Origin of the sequence: Oliverpabstia intestinalis (assembly GCF_009696065.1) — a bacterium.
Taxonomy (GTDB): domain Bacteria; phylum Bacillota; class Clostridia; order Lachnospirales; family Lachnospiraceae; genus Oliverpabstia; species Oliverpabstia intestinalis.
Window position 1 is genome coordinate 16,920 of sequence record NZ_VUMS01000010.1, and the last position, 23,132, is coordinate 40,051.

At 44.8% G+C, this 23,132-nt stretch carries 22 protein-coding genes; 6 read left to right on the plus strand and 16 right to left on the minus strand.

The genetic code is table 11. The features are described from left to right. Window positions 1-3: 3 nt before the first annotated feature. Window positions 4-1,329, minus strand: a complete 1,326-nt coding sequence (gene der, locus FYJ57_RS06590) for a ribosome biogenesis GTPase Der (RefSeq protein WP_022171176.1) — start codon at window positions 1,327-1,329, stop codon at window positions 4-6. Further along, window positions 1,292-2,674, minus strand: coding sequence for a DUF512 domain-containing protein (locus FYJ57_RS06595; RefSeq protein ID WP_106492526.1), 1,383 nt, complete (start codon window positions 2,672-2,674; stop codon window positions 1,292-1,294). Before FYJ57_RS06595 ends, der begins: the two co-directional genes overlap by 38 nt. Window positions 2,675-3,000: 326 nt before the next feature. Between FYJ57_RS06595 and FYJ57_RS06600 the strand changes: the two genes are divergently transcribed. Next, entirely contained in the window at window positions 3,001-4,179 is a 1,179-nt protein-coding gene (locus tag FYJ57_RS06600) for a ribose-phosphate pyrophosphokinase (protein WP_106492527.1), read from the plus strand. A gap of 260 nt (window positions 4,180-4,439) precedes the next feature. Here the strand turns inward: FYJ57_RS06600 and pgeF are convergent, their stop codons facing one another. The 7 genes from pgeF to FYJ57_RS06635 all read right to left on the minus strand — a co-directional run bounded on the left by pgeF (window position 4,440) and on the right by FYJ57_RS06635 (window position 10,164). Then, the gene (gene pgeF / locus FYJ57_RS06605; protein ID WP_154432098.1) at window positions 4,440-5,288 is read right to left on the minus strand and encodes a peptidoglycan editing factor PgeF; all 849 of its coding nucleotides are present in this window, start codon (window positions 5,286-5,288) and stop codon (window positions 4,440-4,442) included. 131 nt (window positions 5,289-5,419) lie between these two features. After that, a complete protein-coding gene (locus FYJ57_RS06610; RefSeq protein WP_154432099.1) occupies window positions 5,420-5,773 on the minus strand; it encodes a YraN family protein in 354 nt (117 codons plus the stop codon). A gap of 96 nt (window positions 5,774-5,869) precedes the next feature. Next, entirely contained in the window at window positions 5,870-6,625 is a 756-nt protein-coding gene (locus tag FYJ57_RS06615) for a ribonuclease HII (RefSeq protein ID WP_154432100.1), read from the minus strand. Continuing rightward, entirely contained in the window at window positions 6,603-7,484 is an 882-nt protein-coding gene (gene ylqF / locus FYJ57_RS06620; RefSeq protein ID WP_154432101.1) for a ribosome biogenesis GTPase YlqF, read from the minus strand. Before ylqF ends, FYJ57_RS06615 begins: the two co-directional genes overlap by 23 nt. Window positions 7,485-7,498: 14 nt before the next feature. Next, on the minus strand, window positions 7,499-8,068 hold the full coding sequence (gene lepB / locus FYJ57_RS06625) for a signal peptidase I (protein ID WP_154432102.1): 570 nt from the start codon (window positions 8,066-8,068) through the stop codon (window positions 7,499-7,501). A 185-nt stretch (window positions 8,069-8,253) separates the two neighbouring features. Beyond that, entirely contained in the window at window positions 8,254-8,601 is a 348-nt protein-coding gene (gene rplS, locus FYJ57_RS06630; protein WP_022171184.1) for a 50S ribosomal protein L19, read from the minus strand. Window positions 8,602-8,763: 162 nt separating this feature from the next. Next, a complete protein-coding gene (locus FYJ57_RS06635) occupies window positions 8,764-10,164 on the minus strand; it encodes an MATE family efflux transporter (protein ID WP_235904466.1) in 1,401 nt (466 codons plus the stop codon). Window positions 10,165-10,769: 605 nt separating this feature from the next. Here FYJ57_RS06635 and FYJ57_RS06640 point away from each other — a divergent pair. The 4 genes from FYJ57_RS06640 to rfbD all read left to right on the plus strand — a co-directional run bounded on the left by FYJ57_RS06640 (window position 10,770) and on the right by rfbD (window position 15,293). Next, the gene (locus FYJ57_RS06640) at window positions 10,770-11,951 is read left to right on the plus strand and encodes a MerR family transcriptional regulator (protein WP_118721633.1); all 1,182 of its coding nucleotides are present in this window, start codon (window positions 10,770-10,772) and stop codon (window positions 11,949-11,951) included. A gap of 302 nt (window positions 11,952-12,253) precedes the next feature. Beyond that, window positions 12,254-13,150: a glucose-1-phosphate thymidylyltransferase RfbA gene (rfbA, locus tag FYJ57_RS06645; RefSeq protein ID WP_022171187.1), complete on the plus strand. Its 897-nt coding sequence runs from the start codon at window positions 12,254-12,256 to the stop codon at window positions 13,148-13,150. A 67-nt stretch (window positions 13,151-13,217) separates the two neighbouring features. Beyond that, window positions 13,218-14,237: a dTDP-glucose 4,6-dehydratase gene (rfbB, locus tag FYJ57_RS06650; protein WP_022171188.1), complete on the plus strand. Its 1,020-nt coding sequence runs from the start codon at window positions 13,218-13,220 to the stop codon at window positions 14,235-14,237. A 114-nt stretch (window positions 14,238-14,351) separates the two neighbouring features. Beyond that, the gene (gene rfbD, locus FYJ57_RS06655) at window positions 14,352-15,293 is read left to right on the plus strand and encodes a dTDP-4-dehydrorhamnose reductase (RefSeq protein WP_154432103.1); all 942 of its coding nucleotides are present in this window, start codon (window positions 14,352-14,354) and stop codon (window positions 15,291-15,293) included. A 141-nt stretch (window positions 15,294-15,434) separates the two neighbouring features. On the opposite strand, the gene glf is transcribed toward rfbD, so the two are convergent. The 7 genes from glf to FYJ57_RS06690 form a co-directional block, all read right to left on the minus strand. Continuing rightward, window positions 15,435-16,556: a UDP-galactopyranose mutase gene (glf, locus tag FYJ57_RS06660; protein WP_154432146.1), complete on the minus strand. Its 1,122-nt coding sequence runs from the start codon at window positions 16,554-16,556 to the stop codon at window positions 15,435-15,437. Window positions 16,557-16,854: 298 nt separating this feature from the next. Further along, window positions 16,855-17,772: a nucleotidyltransferase family protein gene (locus FYJ57_RS06665; RefSeq protein ID WP_154432104.1), complete on the minus strand. Its 918-nt coding sequence runs from the start codon at window positions 17,770-17,772 to the stop codon at window positions 16,855-16,857. A gap of 176 nt (window positions 17,773-17,948) precedes the next feature. Further along, complete coding sequence (locus FYJ57_RS06670) at window positions 17,949-19,073, minus strand: aldo/keto reductase (protein WP_235904467.1); 1,125 nt, start codon at window positions 19,071-19,073, stop codon at window positions 17,949-17,951. A 115-nt stretch (window positions 19,074-19,188) separates the two neighbouring features. Continuing rightward, complete coding sequence (locus FYJ57_RS06675; protein ID WP_154432105.1) at window positions 19,189-19,473, minus strand: hypothetical protein; 285 nt, start codon at window positions 19,471-19,473, stop codon at window positions 19,189-19,191. A gap of 38 nt (window positions 19,474-19,511) precedes the next feature. Then, complete coding sequence (locus FYJ57_RS06680) at window positions 19,512-20,126, minus strand: SAM-dependent methyltransferase (RefSeq protein ID WP_154432106.1); 615 nt, start codon at window positions 20,124-20,126, stop codon at window positions 19,512-19,514. 241 nt (window positions 20,127-20,367) lie between these two features. Next, window positions 20,368-21,798 carry an ATP-binding protein gene (locus FYJ57_RS06685; RefSeq protein ID WP_154432107.1) on the minus strand — a complete coding sequence of 477 codons (1,431 nt, stop codon included), beginning with the start codon at window positions 21,796-21,798 and terminating at the stop codon, window positions 20,368-20,370. A gap of 83 nt (window positions 21,799-21,881) precedes the next feature. Continuing rightward, window positions 21,882-22,445: a flavin reductase family protein gene (locus FYJ57_RS06690; RefSeq protein WP_154432108.1), complete on the minus strand. Its 564-nt coding sequence runs from the start codon at window positions 22,443-22,445 to the stop codon at window positions 21,882-21,884. A gap of 243 nt (window positions 22,446-22,688) precedes the next feature. Here FYJ57_RS06690 and FYJ57_RS06695 point away from each other — a divergent pair, with 243 nt between their 5' ends. Next, window positions 22,689-22,967, plus strand: a complete 279-nt coding sequence (locus tag FYJ57_RS06695; protein ID WP_022399562.1) for a type II toxin-antitoxin system HicB family antitoxin — start codon at window positions 22,689-22,691, stop codon at window positions 22,965-22,967. The last annotated feature ends 165 nt before the right edge of the window (window positions 22,968-23,132 follow it).

A 23,132-nucleotide genomic window follows, 5' to 3' on the forward strand; every position in this document is an offset into this window, starting at 1 on the left:
TTCTTATTTTTCACCATTTCTTTCCCGAATGATAAACTTCAGAGAAGTTCCCCTGAAACCGAATGCTTCACGGATCTTGTTTTCAAGATAACGGGTATAAGAAAAATGCATCAGTTCTTTATCATTGACAAAGATAACAAATGTCGGCGGTTTGATGGATACCTGTGTCATATAGTACAGTTTCAGACGTTTTCCTTTGTCTGACGGTGGCTGTTGCATCGCGATCGCTTCCGTCATGATCTCGTTGAGTACACCGGTCTGGATACGCAGTGTCTGATTTTCCAGTACCATATCGATCGTCTCGAACAGTTTTGGAAGACGCTGTCCGGTCTGAGCGGATATAAACAGGATTTCCGCATACGGCATGTACGCCAGGACTTCACGAACCTTATTTGTATATTTGTAAATGGTTTTATCATCTTTCTCGACCGCGTCCCATTTGTTCACTGCAATGATAACACCTTTTCCACGTTCATGAGCAATACCGGCGATCTTCGCATCCTGTTCCGTGATCCCTTCTACCGCATCGATGACCACGATGACCACATCGGCACGTTCTACAGCCGTTACGGTACGGATAATACTGTAACGTTCCAGTTCTTCTTTGATCTTATTTTTTCTTCGAAGACCTGCGGTATCGATAAATACATATTCTTTTCCGTTCCACATCACGTTGGTATCGATGGCATCACGGGTGGTTCCAGCAACATTTGATACGATCACACGGTTCTGTCCCAGTAATTTATTGACAATAGAGGATTTTCCTACGTTTGGTTTTCCTACGATAGCGATATGAGGAATCTCATTTTCCTCCTCTTCCTCTTCTTCGGTCGGGAAATATTTTACCACTTCGTCAAGCATATCACCCATACCCAGCTTGCTGGATGCGGAGATCGGAATCGGATCGCCGATGCCAAGATTATAGAATTCGTATACATCCGGCATGAATTTTGCAAAACTGTCTACTTTATTCACCACCAGAAGTACCGGTTTGCCACTTCTTCTCAGCATATCAGCCACTTTGGAATCGGCATCTACCAGTCCCTGGCGCACATCGGTGATAAAAATAATAACATCTGCGGTATCAATCGCGATCTGTGCCTGATCTCTCATCTGCGCCAGGATGACATCCTTGCTCTCCGGCTCAATACCGCCGGTATCGATCAGTGTAAAACTGTAGTTTAACCAGGTTGCATCCGCATAGATACGGTCTCTTGTTACACCCGGTGTATCTTTTACAATGGAAATAGTCTCTCCTGCCAGGGCATTGAATAATGTGGATTTACCCACATTAGGTCGTCCCACAATTGCTACAATCGGCTTGCTCATAGATCTGCCTCCTTTTATGATTTTCCAATATTGTATCATCTACCACTGCGTGTACAAAAGATGCACCATCTTCATTTACCACAGTGATTTTTATCTGTAACGCTTCTTCTGCTTCTTCTACGGTAATATCGTCCAGGAACACATTTTCTCCCGCACGAAGCATATTGCACGGGATCAGAAGTCGTTCCCCAAGATCCTGATCTTTCAGCTGTGCGATCAGATCCTGTCCTGTGATCAGACCGGATACGGTGATCATCGGACCAAAGAAGTCGTTTCGGATCGCATAGACCGTCCCATGAATATTCGGAAACTTTTCCTGAACATACGAAATATTCTTTTCTATATAAGGCGCTGCCAGTTTTCCGGTCGCTACCGAAAAATGTCGAAGCGTGTCATTTCCCTCCAGACCCTGCACCGTCTCCTGTATCTCAGTATCCAAAAGCCGCAGCATACCTACGCCATTTTCCAGCTGCAGATATCCATCGTACTGTTCTTCCGGCGGCATGGACTGCTCTGCCAGGATATACCATTCGTCACTGCAATGAATAAAATGCAGGCCATATTCAGCATACAGCATTTTTTGCCATCTGTGAACGCATTCCAGTACATTTTGAGCATCTTCTTTTGTAAATGGCTCCAGTGGGTACAGACCATCCCTGTATTTACTCAGTCCAACAGGAACGATCGAGACGCTTCGAAGATGCGGCAGATACCGGCTGAGATCCCGGATACTCCGTTCCAGTTCCTCTCCGTCATTCACGCCTTTACACAGAACAATCTGACCATTCATTTCAATTCCGGCTTCGTATAACCGTTGCACCTTTGGAAAAATATCCCCGGCGAACCGGTTATGGAGCATCTTACAGCGAAGCTGGGGATTGGTTGTCTGGAAAGAAATATTGATTGGCCCCAGATGGTACTTTATGATACGGTCGATGTCATGATCACTCATATTTGTAAGTGTTACATAATTACCCTGCAAAAAAGAAAGGCGGGAATCATCGTCTTTAAAATACAAAGTTTCCCGCATCCCCGGCGGCATCTGATCGATAAAACAGAAAATACAGTTGTTTCTGCAGGAACGATATTCATCCATCAGTCCATTATCGAACTCGATCCCCAGATCTTCCTCATAATCTTTTTCAATCTCCAGTTCCCATTCTTCCCCGTTGGTCTTACGGATCAGTACTGTCAGATAATCATCGTTTACCAGATAATGATAATCGAAAACATCTTCGATCTTCTGGTCATTGATGGAAATCAGTTCATCTCCCGGTTCGATCTCCAGTTCTTCGGCTATACTCCCGGGCTGAACCATCTTTATAATATGTTTGTTTTTTTTCATTCAACTTTCTCCGTTCTCCTGGTAAGAACAATTATAACTATTCAACCGGAAATATTCCGCGAGGTATTTTGACTCGTAACCGTGAGGGTACTGAACAGTTACAAGTATTGAACACTTACGAACATTTTCAGGTTCTTTCCGCTACCTTACTATATAGAAACCGCCCAGAATTGTCAAGGAAAAGCCGAAAAATACTGTTTTTCCCGTTATTTTTCACAAGAATTCTACATATTCTTGACGGGCTTTAGTTTCTAATGGTATAACTATTATGTCTGTAAAAATCGTGTAAAATACAACAGGTTAAATCACTTTATTTGGAGGTTATTATGGCAAACTTAGACTTATTGGAAAAATCCATTCCAGTCGCACCTATTAAAATCGCAGCGCTGAAAGGCTGTGAAGAATTGGGAAAAACCGTCAATGATTATCTGGTTCAGTTCCGTAAAGAGCTTATGGAGCACCGGACTAACGGCATCGCATGGTCAGGATATGCAGAGGAATCTTTCCTTATTGACTGTGACTGCCCTCGTTTCGGTACCGGTGAAGCAAAAGGTGTCATCAACGAATCTATCCGTGGAGTGGATCTTTTCATTCTTTGCGATATCACCAACTACAGTATCACTTATAAAGTAAATGGTTATGAAAATCATATGTCTCCGGATGATCATTTCCAGGATCTTAAACGTATCATCGCTGCTGCTACAGGAAAAGCTCACCGTATCAACGTTGTTATGCCGTTCCTGTATGAAGGAAGACAGCATAAACGCAGCAAACGTGAATCTCTGGACTGTGCAATGGCTCTGCAGGAGCTGGTTAGTATGGGTGTTTCCAATATTATCACTTTCGACGCTCATGATCCTCGTGTACAGAATGCGATTCCGCTGTCCGGTTTTGATAATTTCATGCCTACTTATCAGTTCCTGAAAGCGTTGCTTCGTTCCGTACCGGATCTGCAGATCGACAACGAACATCTGATGATCATCAGCCCGGATGAAGGTGCTATGGCAAGAGCCGTATATTTCTCCAATATTCTTGGTGTTGATATGGGTATGTTCTACAAACGTCGTGATTATTCTACCGTTGTAAATGGTAAAAATCCAATCGTTGCTCATGAGTTCCTGGGCGACTCTGTAGCCGGCAAGGATGTGATCGTTATTGATGATATGATTTCTTCCGGCGAGAGCATGCTGGATGTGGCAAAACAGCTGAAAGATCGGAATGCAAATCGTGTATTTGTTTGTACTACGTTTGGCCTGTTTACAGATGGACTGGAGAAGTTTGATGAGTATTATGAAAAGGGTTATATCCATAAAGTGATTACTACGGACCTGAATTATCATACACCGGAGTTGTTGGATCGTCCTTATTATGAGCCTGCTGCTATGGGTAAATATCTGGCAAGTATTATGGATACTCTGAATCATGATGTTTCGGTTGAGAAGGTTCGGTCTACGACTTCTAAGATTACGAAATTGCTTGCTAAGAACAGAGAAGAGAAAAAATAGAGTTTTTTAGAAAAGTTTTTTTAAGGCGTACGTAAACGATCCGGGGGATCGTTTACTGATGTTGGCGGAAACTCGATTACTTTTCGGAAGGTGTTTGATGTTTTTAGATAGTTGTCTTTAAATGCATATATCGATAGTAATTTTCTGCATATAATCACATTATATTTGTACATAAAAACACTGTGTAACAACTCAATTTCCCATTATAATAATGGTTATTTGAGCGTACACAGTGTTTTTCTATGTATATGGTTCTTTCTTTATCGTAGTCCCAGGAAGGCTGCAAGGTTCCCTCGTTTGCCGTGGGAGGCGCGGTGGGAGTAGAGGAAATCGGGGTTGCAGCAGGTGCAGAGGTTGGGGGTGAGGATATTTTCTTCACGTATGCCGCTGGTGAGGAAATTTTGGTGGCAGGCTTCCCAGAGGTTTAGCTGGTACTTTCCGTTGGGTTTACGGTAGAAGAGTTTTTTGTGGAGGGTTTCCGGATAAGCCTGGCGGAATTCTTCGATGACGTCTTCGCTTACTTCGTAGCAGTCCTGGCAGATGGAGGGACCGATGGCTGCGATGAGGTCTGCCGGGTCGGTGTGATAGGCTTTCTGCATGGCTTCTACGGTTGCTTTTGCGATGTTTCCTACGGTTCCCCGCCAGCCGGAATGGGACAGACCGATGGCTTTGTGGGTTGGATCATAGAAATATAAGGGGACGCAATCGGCGTAAAACGTAGCAAGAGTTACAGCCGGCTCGTTGGTGATCAGACCGTCGATGTCGTGAAAGGTCCGTGGCGTCAGAACGCCGCATCCGCAGTCTTCTTTTCCTACCTGGCGCACATTTGTCGTATGAGTCTGATCAGAAGTAACGATGCTTTCTACCGGAAATCCGATGGCTCTGCTGATTCTCCGGTAGTTTTCCAGTACATTTTCCGGGTTGTCACCTCTGGAAAAGCTGAGATTCATGCTTCCGAGACAGCCCTCACTCACACCGCCCAGACGGGTGCTGAAACCGTGTACAATGGCGGATTCCCGTTCCAGTCTTGGATAAGAAAGGTAAGTTACACCATCACGTTTTCTGACTTCCATATCTCCTGTATATTCCTGTTTCCAATGAATGTCCATAATCTGCTCTCCTGCTGTACTGTTTTATTTTCTGATACTGGCTGTTTGTTTTCTGTATTTCATCTTTTTTGAAAGACTTTCTATCCGTTTTTCCATATTTGCAGATGTTTCTGTCTCCCAGATTTCTTCTTTTAACCCTGGTAGAAAAATGCATCCCGGTAAAGCCGGATCTCTTCTCCCTCAATCGCCACCACATCGAATCTGCACGGTGTATAGATATCCAGACCGTTCTCTGTCAGATACCAGGCTGCCACCCGGGAGATCTGTCGCTGTTTCCGCAGATCTACGGCTTCTTCCGGCAGACCGCTTTCGTTTGTTGATCTGTATTTCACTTCCACAAATACCAGATACTGCCCCTCCCGGGCGATCAGGTCGATCTCTCCTTTTTTGCAGCGGTAATTTCGTTCCAGTATCTGGTATCCCTGTGTTTTCAAGAAGCAGGCGGCTTTCACCTCCTGCTCCTGTCCTGTTTTTCTTTTATTCAAATATAGTTTCCTCTTATTTTGCAGAAAACTGAATTACGTGATCTGTTTTGTTTTCAGACATTTTCATCCAAAATCAGTAGCTTCATCCATCCCGGATTACAGAAAGTTCTTGATAAATGTTGCTCTGTGGATCGGTGACGGACCGTATTGCCGAATCGCTTCGATATGACTTTTCGATCCGTATCCCTTATGAGATGCAAATCCATATTCCGGAATGATCTTATCATATTCTGCCATTAACCGATCCCTGGTGACCTTCGCGATGATACTTGCAGCTGCGATTGAAACGCTTTTGGCGTCCCCTTTGATGATCGGCACCTGCGGAATCTCGACCTGAGGGATCGTCACCGCATCATTTAACAGAATCTGTGGCTTGACAGCCAGTTTTGAGATGGCTTCACGCATCGCTTCATAGGTTGCCTGTAAAATATTGATCTCATCGATTCGTGCCGGACTTGCATACCCAACACCAACGCTGATCGCTTCTTCCATGATCACATCATAGAGTTCTTCTCTTTTCTTTGCTGACAGCTGCTTGGAGTCGTTCAGCCAGAGGATCTTGCTGTCTTCCGGTAAAATCACCGCACCTGCCACAACAGGTCCCGCCAGCGGGCCACGTCCTGCTTCATCGATGCCACAGATCCAGCCCACGTGACTGTAGGTGTTCTCATAGACTTTCATATCTTCAATCCGCTGTTTTTCTTTCTCCAGCAGTTCTTTTTCCCGGTCGTATTTTTTCACCAGACCGACTACGCCGCTTCGGGTATCCTCCCGGTACAGTTCCAGAAGTTTTTCTCTCTCTGTTCCCGACGCCGCCTGTAATTCTTCTTTAATCTCCCGGATGGTCTTCATGTGCAGTTTCCTCCTCAACCGGTGGAAATTCCAGTGTGATTCTTCCGATTTTACCGTTACGGAATTCTTCCATCACGATTCCTGCCGCTTTCGCATAGTCGATCTCCTGCCCGCGGATCAGACATTTTCTCTTATCCGCTACTGCTTCCAGAAGAGATACCGGTGTGCCCTCTTCCTTGATACCGTAACGGGTATTTAACAGGCCCGGATAATTCGTGCGGATATAATCCAGCAGTTCCAGAGACAGTTCCTCCAGATTCAGGATCTCGTCCTTGATAGATCCGATAAACGCCAGTCGTTTTCCCACTTCCTGATCCTCAAATTTCGGCCAGAGGATACCAGGTGTGTCCAGAAGTTCCAGTGTCTTATTCAGACGGATCCACTGCTTTCCCTTTGTCACACCCGGTTTGTTTCCGGTCTTTGCACAGGCTTTTCCTGCGTAGGAGTTGATAAATGTGGACTTACCTACATTTGGAATACCTACAACCATTGCACGAATCGGACGGTTCTTGATTCCTCTTCTTCTGTCTCTCTCGATCTTTGCCTTACAAGCTTCCTGGATCACGCCCTGGATAGACTTGAGTCCCGCGCCTGATTTAGCATTCACTTTTACCACGTAAAATCCTTTTTTCTGAAAATACGCGGACCACTGCTCGTTATATCTTTCATCTGCAAGATCTGATTTGTTTAACAGGATCAATCTTGCCTTATTTTTACCCAGTTCATCAATATCCGGGTTTCTGCTGCTTAACGGGATGCGGGCGTCCACCAGTTCGATGATCAGATCAATCAGTTTCAGATCTTCCTGCATCTGCCGTTTTGCCTTGGTCATATGACCTGGATACCATTGTAAATTCATCTGCTTACCTCATTCTATACGAATCCGAACCTGCTCCACGGTGACGCAATAAACCAGACCTTACCGATGATATTTCTTTTCTTGACATTTCCCATATCGGCGTATCTGCTGTCTTCGCTGTTGTTCCGGTTATCACCCAGCACAAAATACTCTCCGCTGTCCAGTACCACCTTCGTCTCAGCAACCCCTGCATTTTCAATCCCTGGAAATTCGCCGTTTTCCTGATAGGTCTCCCCGTCTATCAGGATCTGTCCGTCCTTGATCTGTATCGTCTCTCCCGGAAGTCCGATGATCCGTTTGATATGTGTACTTGCTTTTTTATCATCGCCTGTTTTATATACGATGATATCTCCCCTCTTCGGCGTACTGAATCTGTATGCCATGCGATCGACCAGAAGTACATCTCCTGCATTTAACGTAGGATCCATAGAACCTTCCTGCATAACGGTGATTTTTCCATAACCAACCGCCAGTACAATGCCGAGGATAAGCACCGCTGCGATCTCTGCCGCCCAGATAACAGCTGCTTTTAACTTGGCAGCTGCCACATAGTCTCTTACATACCTTGCTTTAAAAAATCCCATATTCATTTGCCTCAGAGTTTTCCCACAGTAACGCGATAACGAGATAACATACTCTTCGCAAAATTTACTCATTATCGTGGCAGTCGTCAAGACCTCGTGCAAGCACGGACTTTGACTCATTGCCCGCGTAAACGGAAACAGGGGCAAGTACATGATGTATTTGCCCCTGCTCCTCTACCTGTGAATTATTTTACCAGTTCTTTTACCTTAGCTGCTTTACCAACACGGTCTCTTAAGTAGTTCAGTTTTGCACGTCTTACTTTACCACGTCTTACTACTTCTACTCTCTCTACGTTCGGAGAATGCAGCGGCCATGTCTTTTCTACGCCGATACCGTTAGAGTTCTTTCTTACTGTGAAAGTTTCACGGCAGCTTCCGCCCTGTTTTTTAATTACGATACCTTCGAAGATCTGAATTCTTTCGCGGTTTCCTTCTTTGATTTTACCATAAACTTTTACGGTGTCACCAACGTTGAATGCCGGTGCTTCTGCTTTCAGCTGAGCAGCTTCGATGTTTTTAATAATTTCGTTCATCTTTTTTCTCCTTTTGTTCCTGGATGTTCTTAATACCTTTTGTAACAGAGGACCATCTCGTTTATTCATACGTCAAATATTATACACTACCATATTTTAAATTGCAAGTCTTATTTTTCTGCTATTTTTCTTTTTATTGTTCACCATGCCCGACACTGTTTATCATTCTTTCTGCGACACAATATTCTGCAACCAGACACCTTTCTTAACCAGTACAAAGCCGATCACGCATTTGATCCAGTCTGCAATATTGACGCATGCGAAAATCACTACTACAAACAAACCGGTAAACCGGCTCAGCACAAAGGCGATCGGCACGCTGACGATCCACACGAAGACGCTGTCGAAAAAGAACGTGACCACTGTCTTGCCACCGGAACGCAGGGTAAAATATGTCGCATGCAGGAATGCATTCTGCGGCATAAAGACTGCCTGTGTCATGATCAGGTATTCTGCCAGATGTCTTGTCGTACTGTCAGTGTTATACAGCTGTGGAAACAGCGGCGCGATCAGGAACATCACAATCGCAACACCGGTACAGCACATCACGGAAAAGGCGATCATCTTGTTGTCCAGATCCCTTGCCTCATCCATCTTGCCGGCACCCAGCCTCTGTCCTACCACTATGGCTACCGAATCACCCAGGGCGATAAATACTACATTAAATAAGTTTGCAATCGTATTCGCAATATTGAACGCCGCTACTACGCTCAGCCCGCGCATCGAATAACACTGCATCAGTGTAGCCTGCGCGGCCGCCCACAGTGTTTCGTTGAAAAGCAGCGGAGAGCCTTTGATGATAAATTTCTTTATCAGATATCCGGGAATCTTCATCGTCTTATAAAGCCCGACGATATAGGTATTGATTTCCTTATGCTTGTGTGTCCAGACCAAAACGATCGCCATCTCCACATATCTGGAAAGTACCGTTGCAATTGCAGCACCGACAACGCCCAGTTTTGGAAAACCGAATTTTCCGTAGATCAGCAGATAGTTAAATACCAGATTCACCAGAACCGCTGTCACACCGGCTTTCATCGGCACCATCGTCTCTCCGCACTCACGAAGTGTACTCGCATATGTCTGTACCATCATAAAGGCCGGCAGTCCGCATAACATCACCAGCATGTACTGTCTTCCATAGCGAAGTGCAGCCGCCAGATCACCGCCATCGCTACTGCCGTTCAGATAGATCTGGATGAGACTTTCTCCACCGATGATAAAAATCACAATAACCAGCGCAGTCAGAATCGCGGATACCCATAATTTGAACCGGAAGGTATGACGGATACCTTCATCATCTTTCTGTCCAAAATACTGCGCGGTAAAGATTCCCGCACCGGACACCCCGCCGAAGATACACAGATTGTATACAAAGATCAGCTGATTGACAATCGCAACCCCCGACATCTGCTCCGTTCCGATCTGACCAACCATGATGTTGTCCAGCAGGCTTACAAAGTTTGTGATTCCGTTCTGGATCATGATCGGTATGGCGATGGCAAGTACCATCTTATAAAACTGCTTGTTTCCAATAAATTTTTTCCTTACGTTTCCCAGCATAAATCCCCCTTCTGTCCTGTTTATTCTGTCTTTAAATATACTTTTATAAGAATGTGCCATGCATCCCGGCCACAATGCTTCCTGATGCCCTATCTCCATAAAACCTTCTCTGAAACGAGATAAAATACACTCCGAAAATTTTACTCGTTGTCGTGACGATCATCATGGTTTCATACGAGGTCAGATTCTGACTTGTAGCTCAAATAAACTATGAGAAAAACGCTACGCGAGTTTCTCAAGTTATCGCGACAGTCGCCCCGGTCTCGTGCATGCACAGACTTTGGCTCGTTGCTCGCGTACACTCGCTGGCGCTCGTTATCGCGGCAGTCGCCAAGGTCTCGTGCAAGCACGGACTTTGGCTCGTTGCTCGCGTAAATCAAAAATCAGGCATGCCCCATGACACCCCTTATCTGGGATATTCTACCATCAGTCTGTTGTTTTGTCACGAATATTTCTCCTTATTTCCTACTATTTTTGTTTTTTATCACACGGGGTTTTTCGTTTTTATCGAAAAAGACCAATTTGCTTTCTCTCCCCCCGTCTGCTATACTGTTTTTATCTATTTTCGTAATTATTTTTTTCATACACAGAAAGGCGTATAATCTATGAAAAAAGAGGGCTACTACTCTTCCGGGGAATTTGCCCGTATGGCGCATGTGACGCTTCGGACGATCCGTTATTATGATAAACAGAATATTTTAAAACCTTCCTATGTAAGTGACGCAGGTGCACGGTTTTACACGGATGAGGATCTGGCGCGGCTGCAGCAGATCCTGTTGTTGAAGTTTCTGGGATTTTCGCTGGATGATATCCGGGATATGACGATCAATGATACGGACTATCATTTTATGCGGGATTCTCTGGATGTACAGCTGAAACTGGTGCGCGACCGGATTGAACAATTACAGCTGGTGGAGAAGGCGATTCAGGATACTTCCGATGCGATCCAGACCCAGCACACCATCGACTGGAACCAGATGCTTGATCTGATCCATCTGACCGGTATGGAAAAGAGTATGAAGAATCAGTATCAGAACGCAACTAACATTGCAGCCCGAATCAAGCTGCACAGTTTATACTCTATAAATAAAGAAGGATGGTTTCCGTGGATCTATTCACAGTGTCATCTGCAGTCCGGCATGAACGTTCTGGAACTGGGATGTGGGGACGGCGCTTTATGGAAACAAAACATCTCTCTGCTTCCTCAGAACATCCACCTTACCCTCTCCGACATCTCCGACGGGATGCTGCGCGATGCAAGACGTGCACTGGGAGCCAGAGATTCCCGGTTTTCTTTCGCTGCTTTTGACTGTGAAAAGATTCCGGCAGCTTCTGAAAGCTATGATCTCGTGATCGCCAACCACGTGCTGTTCTACTGTGACAATCTGGAAAATGTGTGTAAAGAAGTCCGGCGGGTACTGAAACCGGGTGGGCGGTTCTTATGCAGTACCTATGGCAACTCTCATATGAAAGAAATCAGTCAGCTGGTCAGCCGGTTTGATGAGCGGATCGTGCTCTCCGCCAACAAATTATATGAGAAATTCGGTCGCGAAAACGGCGCACAGGTGCTCGAACCGTGGTTTTCCCGTGTGGAATGGATCTCTTATGAAGACGGTCTTCTGGTGTCCGACCCGGAGCCTCTGATCTCCTATATCCTCTCCTGCCACGGCAATCAGAATCAGTACCTGCTTGACCACTACAAAGAATTTCGTTCCTTTGTAAAGAAAAAAACAGAAAAAGGATTGCATATCACAAAAGATGCCGGGATTTTTATTTGCAATTACTAAATTTTCCTTCTGTTTTTCTCTGTCCTATAAGTAAAAACCAACAATTTTACCAAAATTTTTAAAAAATGCTTGAAGGTGACCTAAGGTCACCTTTTATAATGGTATCATCTTAGGATACGGAACTGAAAAAACAAATGGTAACTGTTCAGTACCTTCACAGTTACGAGTCAAAATGCATTTAAACCTTCGGTGATGGCATTTTGACTTGTATGTCTCGGGATTTTGACATATTCATGCCAAAACATCTCGCGGGATACTACCTACTGAATAGTTATAACAAATGATCTGAAAGGAGAATACTCATGAAAGGAATCATTTTAGCAGGAGGATCCGGCACACGCCTTTATCCTCTGACCATGGTAACTTCCAAACAGTTACTTCCCATCTATGACAAACCGATGATCTACTATCCGATGTCTGTTCTGATGAACGCAGGCATCCGTGATATCCTGATCATCTCCACCCCGCAGGATACCCCGCGTTTCAAGGAGCTGTTAGGCGACGGTCATCAGTTCGGTGTGAATCTGTCCTATGCTGTACAGGAAAGTCCGGACGGACTGGCACAGGCATTCATCATCGGAGAAGAATTCATCGGTGATGACTCTGTAGCTATGGTTCTGGGTGACAACATTTTCGCCGGTCACGGACTGACCAAACGTCTGCACGCAGCGGTAGAAAATGCAAAAACCGGAAAAGGTGCTACTGTCTTCGGTTATTACGTGGACGATCCGGAGCGTTTCGGTATCGTAGAATTCGACAGTGAAGGAAAAGCTATCTCCATCGAAGAGAAACCGGAACATCCGAAGAGCAATTACTGTGTGACCGGTCTGTATTTCTACGACAATAAAGTAGTGGAATACGCTAAGAATCTAAAACCAAGTGCACGTGGCGAACTGGAAATTACCGATCTGAACCGCATCTATCTGGAAGAAGGACAGTTAAATGTAGAACTTCTGGGACAGGGATTTACCTGGCTGGATACCGGTACACATGAAAGTCTGGTAGATGCTACCAACTTCGTAAAAACCATGGAAACTCACCAGCACAGAAAAATCGCGTGTCTGGAAGAAATCGCTTACTTAAACGGCTGGATCTCAAAAGAAGAAGTTCTGAAAGTATACGAACTGCTGAAAAAAAATCAGTACGGTCAGTATCTGATGGACGTTCTGAACGGCAAATATCTGGATGCACGCCGCTAATACCGCTGCGTTCCCGGATTTGTTATTAAATTTTTAATGGTGCCTGACACCCAAAAGGAGAAATGTTATGAATATTATTGTTACCGGCGGTGCCGGATTTATCGGAAGCAACTTTATTTTCCATATGCTGAAAAAATACCCGGATTATCGGATCGTATGCCTGGACTGCCTGACTTATGCAGGTAACCTGTCCACTCTGGCTCCTGTTATGGACAACCCGAACTTCCGTTTTGTAAAAGAAAGCATCACAGACCGTGAAGCTGTATACAAACTGTTCGAAGAAGAACATCCGGATATGGTTGTAAACTTCGCAGCAGAAAGCCACGTAGACCGTTCCATCGAGAACCCGGAAGTATTCCTGGATACCAACATCAAAGGTACTGCTGTCCTGATGGATGCCTGCAGAAAATACGGTATCAAGAGATATCATCAGGTATCTACCGATGAAGTATACGGAGATCTGCCTCTGGATCGCCCGGACCTGTTCTTTACCGAAGAGACTCCGATCCACACCAGCAGCCCGTACAGCTCCTCCAAAGCAGGTGCTGACCTTCTGGTTCTGGCTTACCATCGTACTTATGGTCTGCCTGTTACCATCAGCCGCTGCTCCAACAACTATGGACCGTATCATTTCCCGGAAAAACTGATTCCGCTGATGATCGCCAATGCACTGAATGACAAACCACTTCCTGTATACGGAAAAGGTGAAAATGTCCGTGACTGGCTGTATGTAGAAGATCACTGCAAAGCGATCGACCTGATCATCCACAACGGTCGTGTCGGCGAAGTATATAACATCGGTGGTCACAATGAGATGAAAAACATCGATATCGTAAAAATCATCTGTAAAGAACTGGGTAAACCGGAAAGCCTGATCACCTATGTATCTGACAGAAAAGGTCATGACATGCGTTATGCCATCGATCCGACCAAGATCCACAACGAACTGGGCTGGCTGCCGGAAACCAAATTCGCAGACGGTATCAAAAAAACCATTCAGTGGTATCTGGATAACAAAGAATGGTGGGAAACCATCATCTCCGGTGAATACCAGAACTACTATGAGAAAATGTACGCAAACCGCTAATTCCTGCCGGTGCGTACCGTGACATTGAACTAATAAATCATTTAAAATCTGCCGTTCTGCCAGGCATATACTCTTGCTTCGCAGCTACGGCAGATAGATTATGGAGAGAACAATATGAAAGTATTTGTAACAGGTGTTGCCGGACAGCTGGGACACGATGTGATGAATGAACTGGCAAAAAGAGGTTATGAAGGAATCGGAAGTGATATCGCTCCTTCCTACAGCGGTGTACAGGACGAAAGCCCGGTCACAACCATGCCTTACGTTGCCATGGATATCACAGACAAAGAAGCTGTTTGTAAAACCCTTACCGAGATCAACCCGGATGTTGTCGTTCACTGCGCTGCATGGACTGCTGTTGATCTGGCAGAGGATGAAGACAAACAGGCAAAAGTAAAGGCCATTAACGTAGATGGAACTGCTAATATCGCTTCTGTCTGCAAAAAACTGGATGCAAAAATGGTTTACATTTCCACCGACTATGTATTTGACGGACAGGGAACCGAACCGTGGCAGCCGGACTGCAAGGATTACAAACCGTTAAATGTATACGGACAGACCAAACTGGACGGAGAACTTGCGGTATCTTCCACTCTGGATAAATATTTTATCGTGCGTATCGCATGGGTATTCGGTAAGAACGGAAAAAACTTTATCAAAACCATGCTGAACGTAGCAAAGACACACGACAAGCTGACCGTTGTTTCCGATCAGATCGGTACTCCTACCTATACCTACGATCTGGCACGACTGCTGGTCGACATGATCGAGACAGAGAAATACGGTTATTATCACGCAACCAACGAGGGCGGCTATATCAGCTGGTATGATTTCACAAAAGAAATCTTCCGTCAGGCTGTCGCAATGGGACGTGAGGAGTATTCCGAAGACCGCGTGTCCGTCACTCCGGTTTCCACTGCTGAATACGGCGTATCCAAAGCAAAACGCCCGTTCAACAGCCGCCTGGACAAATCCAAACTCGTAGAAAACGGATTCGAGCCGCTTCCTACCTGGCAGGATGCTGTGGCACGGTATCTGAAGGAGATTGAGTTCTAGAGTGTGTCTGATTATCGACGCAAATGATATATTGTTTAGCTAAAAACAGTGTAGTACGGTTTGAAATCAAACATTGTACTACACTGTTTTTAGTTTTCCTCAGATATTTATACATAAATGTCTGTCATAACCAGAATGCAATTATCCCAGCTCTCTCTCACTCATATCCAGTGCCGCTGCGATCACCGCATCCATATCATAATACTTATATTCACCCAGTCTGCCGCCGAAAATCACATCCTTTTCTTTCTCAGCAAGTTTCTTATATTCTTCATAGAGTTTTCCGTTCTTTTCATCATTGACCGGATAATAAGGTTCATCGCCCGGTTTCCACTCGGAGCTGTATTCCCGGCTGATGACTGTCTTCGGAAGTTCCTGACCATTCTCATCTTTTCCGAACTCAAACCATTTATGTTCGATGATTCGTGTCCATGGAGTCTCTGCATCTGTGTAGTTCACAGCTGCATTTCCCTGGAAATTCGGTTTGTCCAGTACCTCTGTCTCGAATCGTACCGAACGGTATTCCAGTGTACCCAGTTCATATGCAAAATATGCATCGATCGGTCCGGTATATACGATTTTTTCTCCCAGACTGTCATAATACTCTTTCTTCTCAAGATAATCCACACCAAGTTCTACCTCGATACCTTCAAGCATATTGGCAACCATCTTTGTGTAACCACCTACCGGGATTCCCTGATACAACGCATTGAAGTAGTTGTTATCAAAAGTCAGGCGCACCGGCAGACGGCGGATGATAAATGACGGAAGCTCTGTACACGGACGTCCCCACTGTTTCTGTGTGTAACCCTTGATCAGTTTCTCATAAATATCTGTTCCAACCAGAGAGATCGCCTGCTCTTCCAGATTCTTCGGCTCGGTGATACCTGCTGCCTGTCTCTGTTCTTCGATCTTGGCTGCTGCCTCTTCCGGTGTCACCACACCCCACATCTTATTGAAGGTATACATATTAAACGGCAGGCTGTACAGCTCACCCTTGTAATTTGCCACCGGGGAGTTCGTAAAACGGTTAAATTCCGCAAAAGATGCCACATAGTCCCACACTTTTTTATTGTTTGTATGAAAAATATGGGCACCGTATTTATGTACATGAATCCCTTCCATCTGCTCCGTATATACATTTCCCGCGATGTTTGGGCGTTTGTCGATCACCAGCACCTTTTTCCCTTTTTTCACCGCTTCCCGGGCAAATACGGCGCCGTACAGACCGGATCCTATTACAACATAATCATATGCTTTCATTTTCTGTTCTCCTGTTTCCTTCGTTTTTTCCGTTTTCATCTCGCTGACACTTCCTCTATTATATACAAACTCTGCCAAAATGTCATCCCTTTTCTTTTTCTGCCTTTTTTGTCTCACTTTTACAGCCATACGGATTCCTGAACTTTTGTAAAATTATGAAAGAGCTCAGAAACCAAACGGATTTTGCCCAGTTATCCACGTAACTTAAAAAGCACCAGGTTAAAATCAGATTCTGAGACTTCCCATATCTCCGATTTTCACCCTGATGCTTTGTCATTTCTCTTTTATTTTCTCAAAATTAATCCCACAGCTTTGCCGGATATTTACCGGAACGAATCATTTCACGGAAGCCTTCCTGTGCCAGCTCTGTATCTTCTTTATAAGTAATTCCGATCCATTTGTCCTGTGTCTCCAGCACCTTCACTGTCGCTTTGTTCTGTTTTAACAGACCATCCACGATGATCGGAATCAGATATTCTTTCTTTAACGGATCTCCGGATTCGTCTTTCAGGAATTCTGCAAATCCGCTCTCCAGCTTGTCCAGAAATTCCGGATAAGCAGCCCACATATTCATGGACACGTGAACATCCGGTGTGATCCAGGACTTTACTTCTTCTCTGTCACAGACTACCGTTCCGTCTGCTTCGATTGCGATACCGGATGTTTCCAGAACATCAGTCAGCATATCATCGTCATCCACGGTACAGATACCACGGGTAACTGCTCCGTTCTCGCTGACAGTATTTTTCAGGACAAATCCTGCCATTGCCATATTCAGGACTTCGCCTTCCTGCTTCCCATTTACCAGAAAATCATGCAGTTTTACGAAAGCCTCTTTTCCGTAGTAATCGTCTGCGTTGATGATCACAAACGGCTCTTCTACTACGTCCTTGCACGCCAGTACTGCCTGACCTGTTCCCCATGGTTTTTTACGTCCTTCCGGAACAGTAAAGCCTTCCGGCAGATCAGTGAGTTCCTGATATACATATTCCACTTCGATCTGAGAACCAATACGGTTTCCGATCACCGCTTTGAACTCTTCTTCAATATCTTTACGGATTACAAAAACCACTTTGTCAAATCCTGCTTCTTTTGCATCATAGATCGAGTAATCCATGATGATCTCTCCGTTGTCCGACATCTTTGCCAGCTGTTTGATTCCTGTTCCGAACCGTGAACCAATCCCTGCTGCCATGATAATCAGTGTTGTCTTCATATGTTGTTCCTTTCTGTTGCAGAAGAATACCTGCAGCGCGTCTTCCCACCTCTGCAGGTATTCTTTGTTTCGTGTTCATTTGCTAATATATTAACATTTTCCCCAACAAAAAGCAATACAGAAAACATATTTAACGCATCTATCACGCTTTTCGGGCATGGATGAACCGTTTTTTATTATTTGTCAAGTTTTTCCGATGCTTCTTCCAGTAATGAAATGATGGACAAGTGCTGCGGACAGACACTCTCACACTGGCCACACTGGATACAGTCACCTGCTTTTCCGGAAGTCTGTGTCAGTTTTTCATAATAAGACTGTGCACGATCTTTTTCTCCATACAGACGGATGGTATTTAACGCACGGAAGACATCCGGGATGGAAATCTGCTGTGGACATCCATCGCAGCAGTATCGGCAGGAAGTACATGGAACGGTTGGATTTTTCTTCAGTTCATCCTGTGCTTTTTCGATTACTTTCCGCTCTTCCTCCGACAGTGGTTCGAAGTTGGTAAATGTCTTCAGGTTGTCATTCATCTGCTCTTCGTTGGACATGCCGGACAATACTGTGGCAACGCCCGGAAGAGATGCCGCAAAGCGCAGTGCCCAGGATGCTACGGAAGCGTCCGGTTTGATCTTTTTCATCTCTGCCTCTACTTCCGGAGACGCACTGGCAAGAGAACCGCCTTTGACAGGCTCCATAACCAAGAAAGGCATGTTGTATTTGCGAAGAACCTCATACAGTCGACCGGACTGTACCAGCGGATTCTCCCAGTCTGCATAATTCATCTGGATCTGTACGATCTCTACTTCCGGATGCTCGGAGAGAATTTTATCCAGCAGTTCCGGTGTTCCATGGAAAGAGAAACCGAAATGACGGATCAGTCCTTCTTCTTTTTTCTTCATCGCCCAGTTGAAGCAGTCGTATTTGACGTAACCTTCGTAGTTTGCTCCGTCTTCTACGCTATGTAACAGATAATAATCAAAATATCCCGCACCGGTACGTGCCAGCTGCTCATTAAAGATCCGGTCTCTTCCATCGATTCCTTCATCCATCATCCATTGTGGCAATTTCGTTGTCAGTGTAAAGCTGTCACGCGGATAACGCTCTACAAGCGCTTTTTTGATAATACTCTCGGATTTTCCTCCGCAGTACATATATGCGGTATCAAAATAGTTCATTCCGGATGCCATATACGCATCCACCATCTTACAAAGCTGCTCCAGATCCAGTTCCCCGTCCTTCTCCGGCAGTCTCATCAGCCCGAAACCGAGTTTCGGCATTTTTGTTACATCAACACTCATTGTAAAAACCCTTCTTTCTTTTTTGTTTACTTTTATGATAACATTCAAGTATACTTGAATGTCAATCTTTTTTTTCTTTTTTGTGATGTTTTTATGCTGAATATTCTTTCTATTCTTAATAAAACAAAAGAATAATCACTCCAAACAACAGAAACAGAAGAAACATCACTAAAAGTATTATCCCTGTCGACCAGTTTTCCAGCGGTATTCCTGTCAGTTCTGCCAGTCCGATTACCCCTCCAAAAACCACGATCAGACCCACAATTATCCACAGACCATCTCCACCACCACCTCTTCTCGGTGAACCTCCGCTTCCTCCATCGCATCCACAGGGACCGCCTGCACAGCCGTCATAGTGGAATCCACTGTCATCCAGCTTTCCTCTTTCATGATCTCCCATAATGTTCTTCTCCTTCACGTTCTTTAACTTTCAATATTTCAACCCGCGATTTCTCCCAGTTCGAATATTACGATTCTTTCCCGCTGATTCTCTCCTGGAAAAAGATCTTTGCAATCAATTTCATCTGCAAACTGTAACCCTTCCGCATTCATCAGACACGCTATGTAGTCATCCGAAGGATAATAAAAGAACAGTTGAATCGGTCTCATATTCCGGTAATAGGACTCCAGTATTCTCGCTATCACATGCTGCAAAATTTCTACAGAAAACGGATTAAAAAAATACATCCTGTCCGCCTGATCCGGGACAACGAATTCTGTCGCATCTACTTTTTCAAAAGATACCCGTCCGGAAGAAACTGCTGTCTCTTTATTTTTCTGTGCATTTTCATAGATCCGCTCATCATATTCAATCCCGACAGACTGACATCTGGTCTGCCAGGACAAAAAGAAATCCACCCGCCCTTTTCCGCAGCCATAATCCAACAACAGATTGTGCTTTCGGATATACCCGGAATCCGCAAGGCGTTGCAATACAGTATATGGTGTTGGCTCATAGGGATATCGGTACTGATCCGAGTGAGAATCATCCCTTCCACTGGTGCGGATATGAAGCAGCTTGTCCCAGCGCTGTTCGGTTTTGTCTTCTTTCATATGGTAACTCCAGCCTTTGTATGTGAAAATTCGATGCCTGCTTTTATTCTCAGCATCGAGTCTTTCACTTAAAATTTTATTTCCTTTATACTTTCCAGAATCATCTTCTTATTTCTGTCATGAAGATAACTCTCGTTCCATTTTCCCCGGTTTTACCGGCAGTCGTTTTTCTTCGGTATAAATCTGATACATCCGCCGATACGTTTTCCTGGTGTTCTGATTTAGCATGCATGATCTCCTTCTATGATTCTTTCCTTCCCAGCACTTCCTCCATCATCGCAAGCACTGCCTCCGTATTCATTGGTTTTGCCAGATGACCGTTCATGCCGGCAGCGCGGGAGGCTACTTTGTCTTCTTCAAAGGCGTTTGCGGAAACCGCAATGATTGGTATGTTTGCCAGTGACGGATCTTCCAGTTGACGGATCTGGCGGGTGGCGGTGTAGCCGTCCATGACAGGCATCTGGATGTCCATGAGAATGGCCGCATAGGTATCTGGTTCTGCGTGCTTTATCAGTTCTACTGCCTGTGCGCCATCTCCTGCTTCTGTCACCTCAAAACCGACATCCTGCAACAATGTGGCAGCAATTTCCCGGTTCAGTTCATTATCTTCCACAAGAAGAATCCGTTTTTCCATGATCTGCTGTTTCACGGATACTGTTGATGGTCTGTTCGTTGTTTCCAAAAGTGCCCTGCTCACCAGCAGAAAGTCTGTTTTTATAATAAATTCTGTTCCGACACCCTCAGTGGAGATTGCTTCGATTGTTCCTTCCATCAGTTCTACAAACCGCTTAACGATCGGAAGGCCAAGTCCGGTTCCCTGGACACCGCTGAGCGTAGAGTTCTTCTCCCGTTCAAAAGGATCAAACATTTTTTCCATAAAAGAAGGACTCATTCCGCATCCGGTGTCTTTTACATGAATCTCATAATGTCCGATTTCTTTCTCATATGGAGGTATTTGTACAATCTGAAGTGTGATCAATCCTTCCTGCGGCGTAAACTTCACAGCATTTCCCAGAAGATTCAGCAGGATCTCTTTGATCCGCAGTTTATCACACAGAATCTCGTGATTTTGAACACCGGACAAGTCAATCACAAACTGCTGATTATTCTCCTGTGTCTGTTCCCGGATGATCACCGCAACTTCTTCCACGATCACATCCATATCTGCCGGTTCCTCGTAGAGTTCCGTCTGTCCGCTCTCGATCCTGCTGATCTCAAGGACCTCGTTGACGATTGCCAGCAGATGATTGCCGGATACCCGGATTTTCTCCAGATATTCCTGGATCTTTGATACATCCGTTCCTTCTTTCAACGCAAGATCGGTAAATCCGAGAACCGCATTCAGCGGTGTACGGATATCATGAGACATATTCCGCAGAAATACCGTTCTCGCCATGCCGGCTTCTCTGGCCGCTTCAAGGGCTTCTTCCAGCTCTTTCTTCTGTTTTGCTTCCTTTCGTGCGATCTTTCGCATATCCTGATCATGCCTGGCAAATACAATTACCAGTACAAAAAGAATCACACCAATTGCACCGGCTATGGATCCCAGATTGTCATGCATAAAATCTGCCGCCGTATAGGTGACAATATTTTTAATGTAAGCATATGCATAGTTCAGTCCGCAATAGCTCCCAAAACTACTCAATCCGTGATTCAGAATCCGTACTGTCATGGTGTATCTCCCCCATCTGTTCAGATGTTTTTATTCAATAACTCTTCATCGAATCTTAACTGTGAAGTTACTGAACAGTTACATTATTTTTTCAGATTCATTCCATCATGAAATGCTCTTCCAACGGTTTTCCCCAGTACCACATAGGTATTGTTAAACGGATCAAACGTAATTGGCTGAGTTTTTGCCACATCCACTTTACCGTTCTCGTCCAGTACACGCTCATCCACACTGATGTTTACGATTTCTCCCACCATCCGGCAACTTTCCGGGTCGTAGCTTTTCAGTCTGCATTCTACGGCAATCGGGAGTTCTTCGATCAGTGGTGCATCTATAAACTCTGATTTTACTGCGTGAAATCCTGCATTTGCGAATTTGTCCGGCTCTTTGGTTCCGGAAACGATTCCCACATAATCACATGCTTCCACATGAGCAGCATCTGCCATACTTACGGTAAATGCTTTTTTCGCCAGAATATCTTCCGTTGTCTTATGGCCGGCACTGATACACATGGTCAGTTCTTTTTCATCACTGATCCCGCCCCAAGCTGCATTCATTGCATTCGGTGTTCCGTCCTCTCCGTAAGCTGCCAGGATAAATACCGGCTGTGGATATGTATATGCTTTTGCTCCTAAATTTTTCCTCATGTTAAAACCCTCCTGCTTTTTGTACTCTTTTCTGACAGACTCTGTTCTTTTATTATATCTCTGATTTTCCTTCATCTCAACTGTTGTTTTCTGAAAAGGACTTGATTTTCTTATTTATATTTTCCGCATTTATTTGCCAATCATTAAAAGATGTTGTATACTAAAAAAAGTTTGGAGCAAACTATTAAACGCTTTTTCAGACACGCTCTAAATCACAGAATCAAAAACAAAGGAGTCTTACCCATGAAATTTATGTACCCTGCTGTCTTCCGCAAAAATGAAGACGGAACATACAACGGCTACTTTCCGGATCTCGAATGCTGCACCTCCACCGGAGATACTCTGGACGAAGCCATCGAGAATGCCAACGAAGCCGCCTACAACTGGATCACCGTAGAACTGGACGAAGAAGAACCAAACCTTCCCAGCATCTCCGACCCCTCCGACCTCGACCTGACCCCGGAAGACATCGTCCGCATCATCTCCGTAAACATTCGATTCTACGAAGGCTGGGATGAGTAGCACCCAAAACACTATGCTGCCATCCTCAAAATATTAAAGCCGACAGGTATTGTATCTCGCATCACGCAGATACACCTGTCGGCTCTTTTTGTTTCCAGTCTTTTCACCTTCATAATCCATCAACATATTCTAATTATACCTTCCAAACATCAATTTTCATGTTTC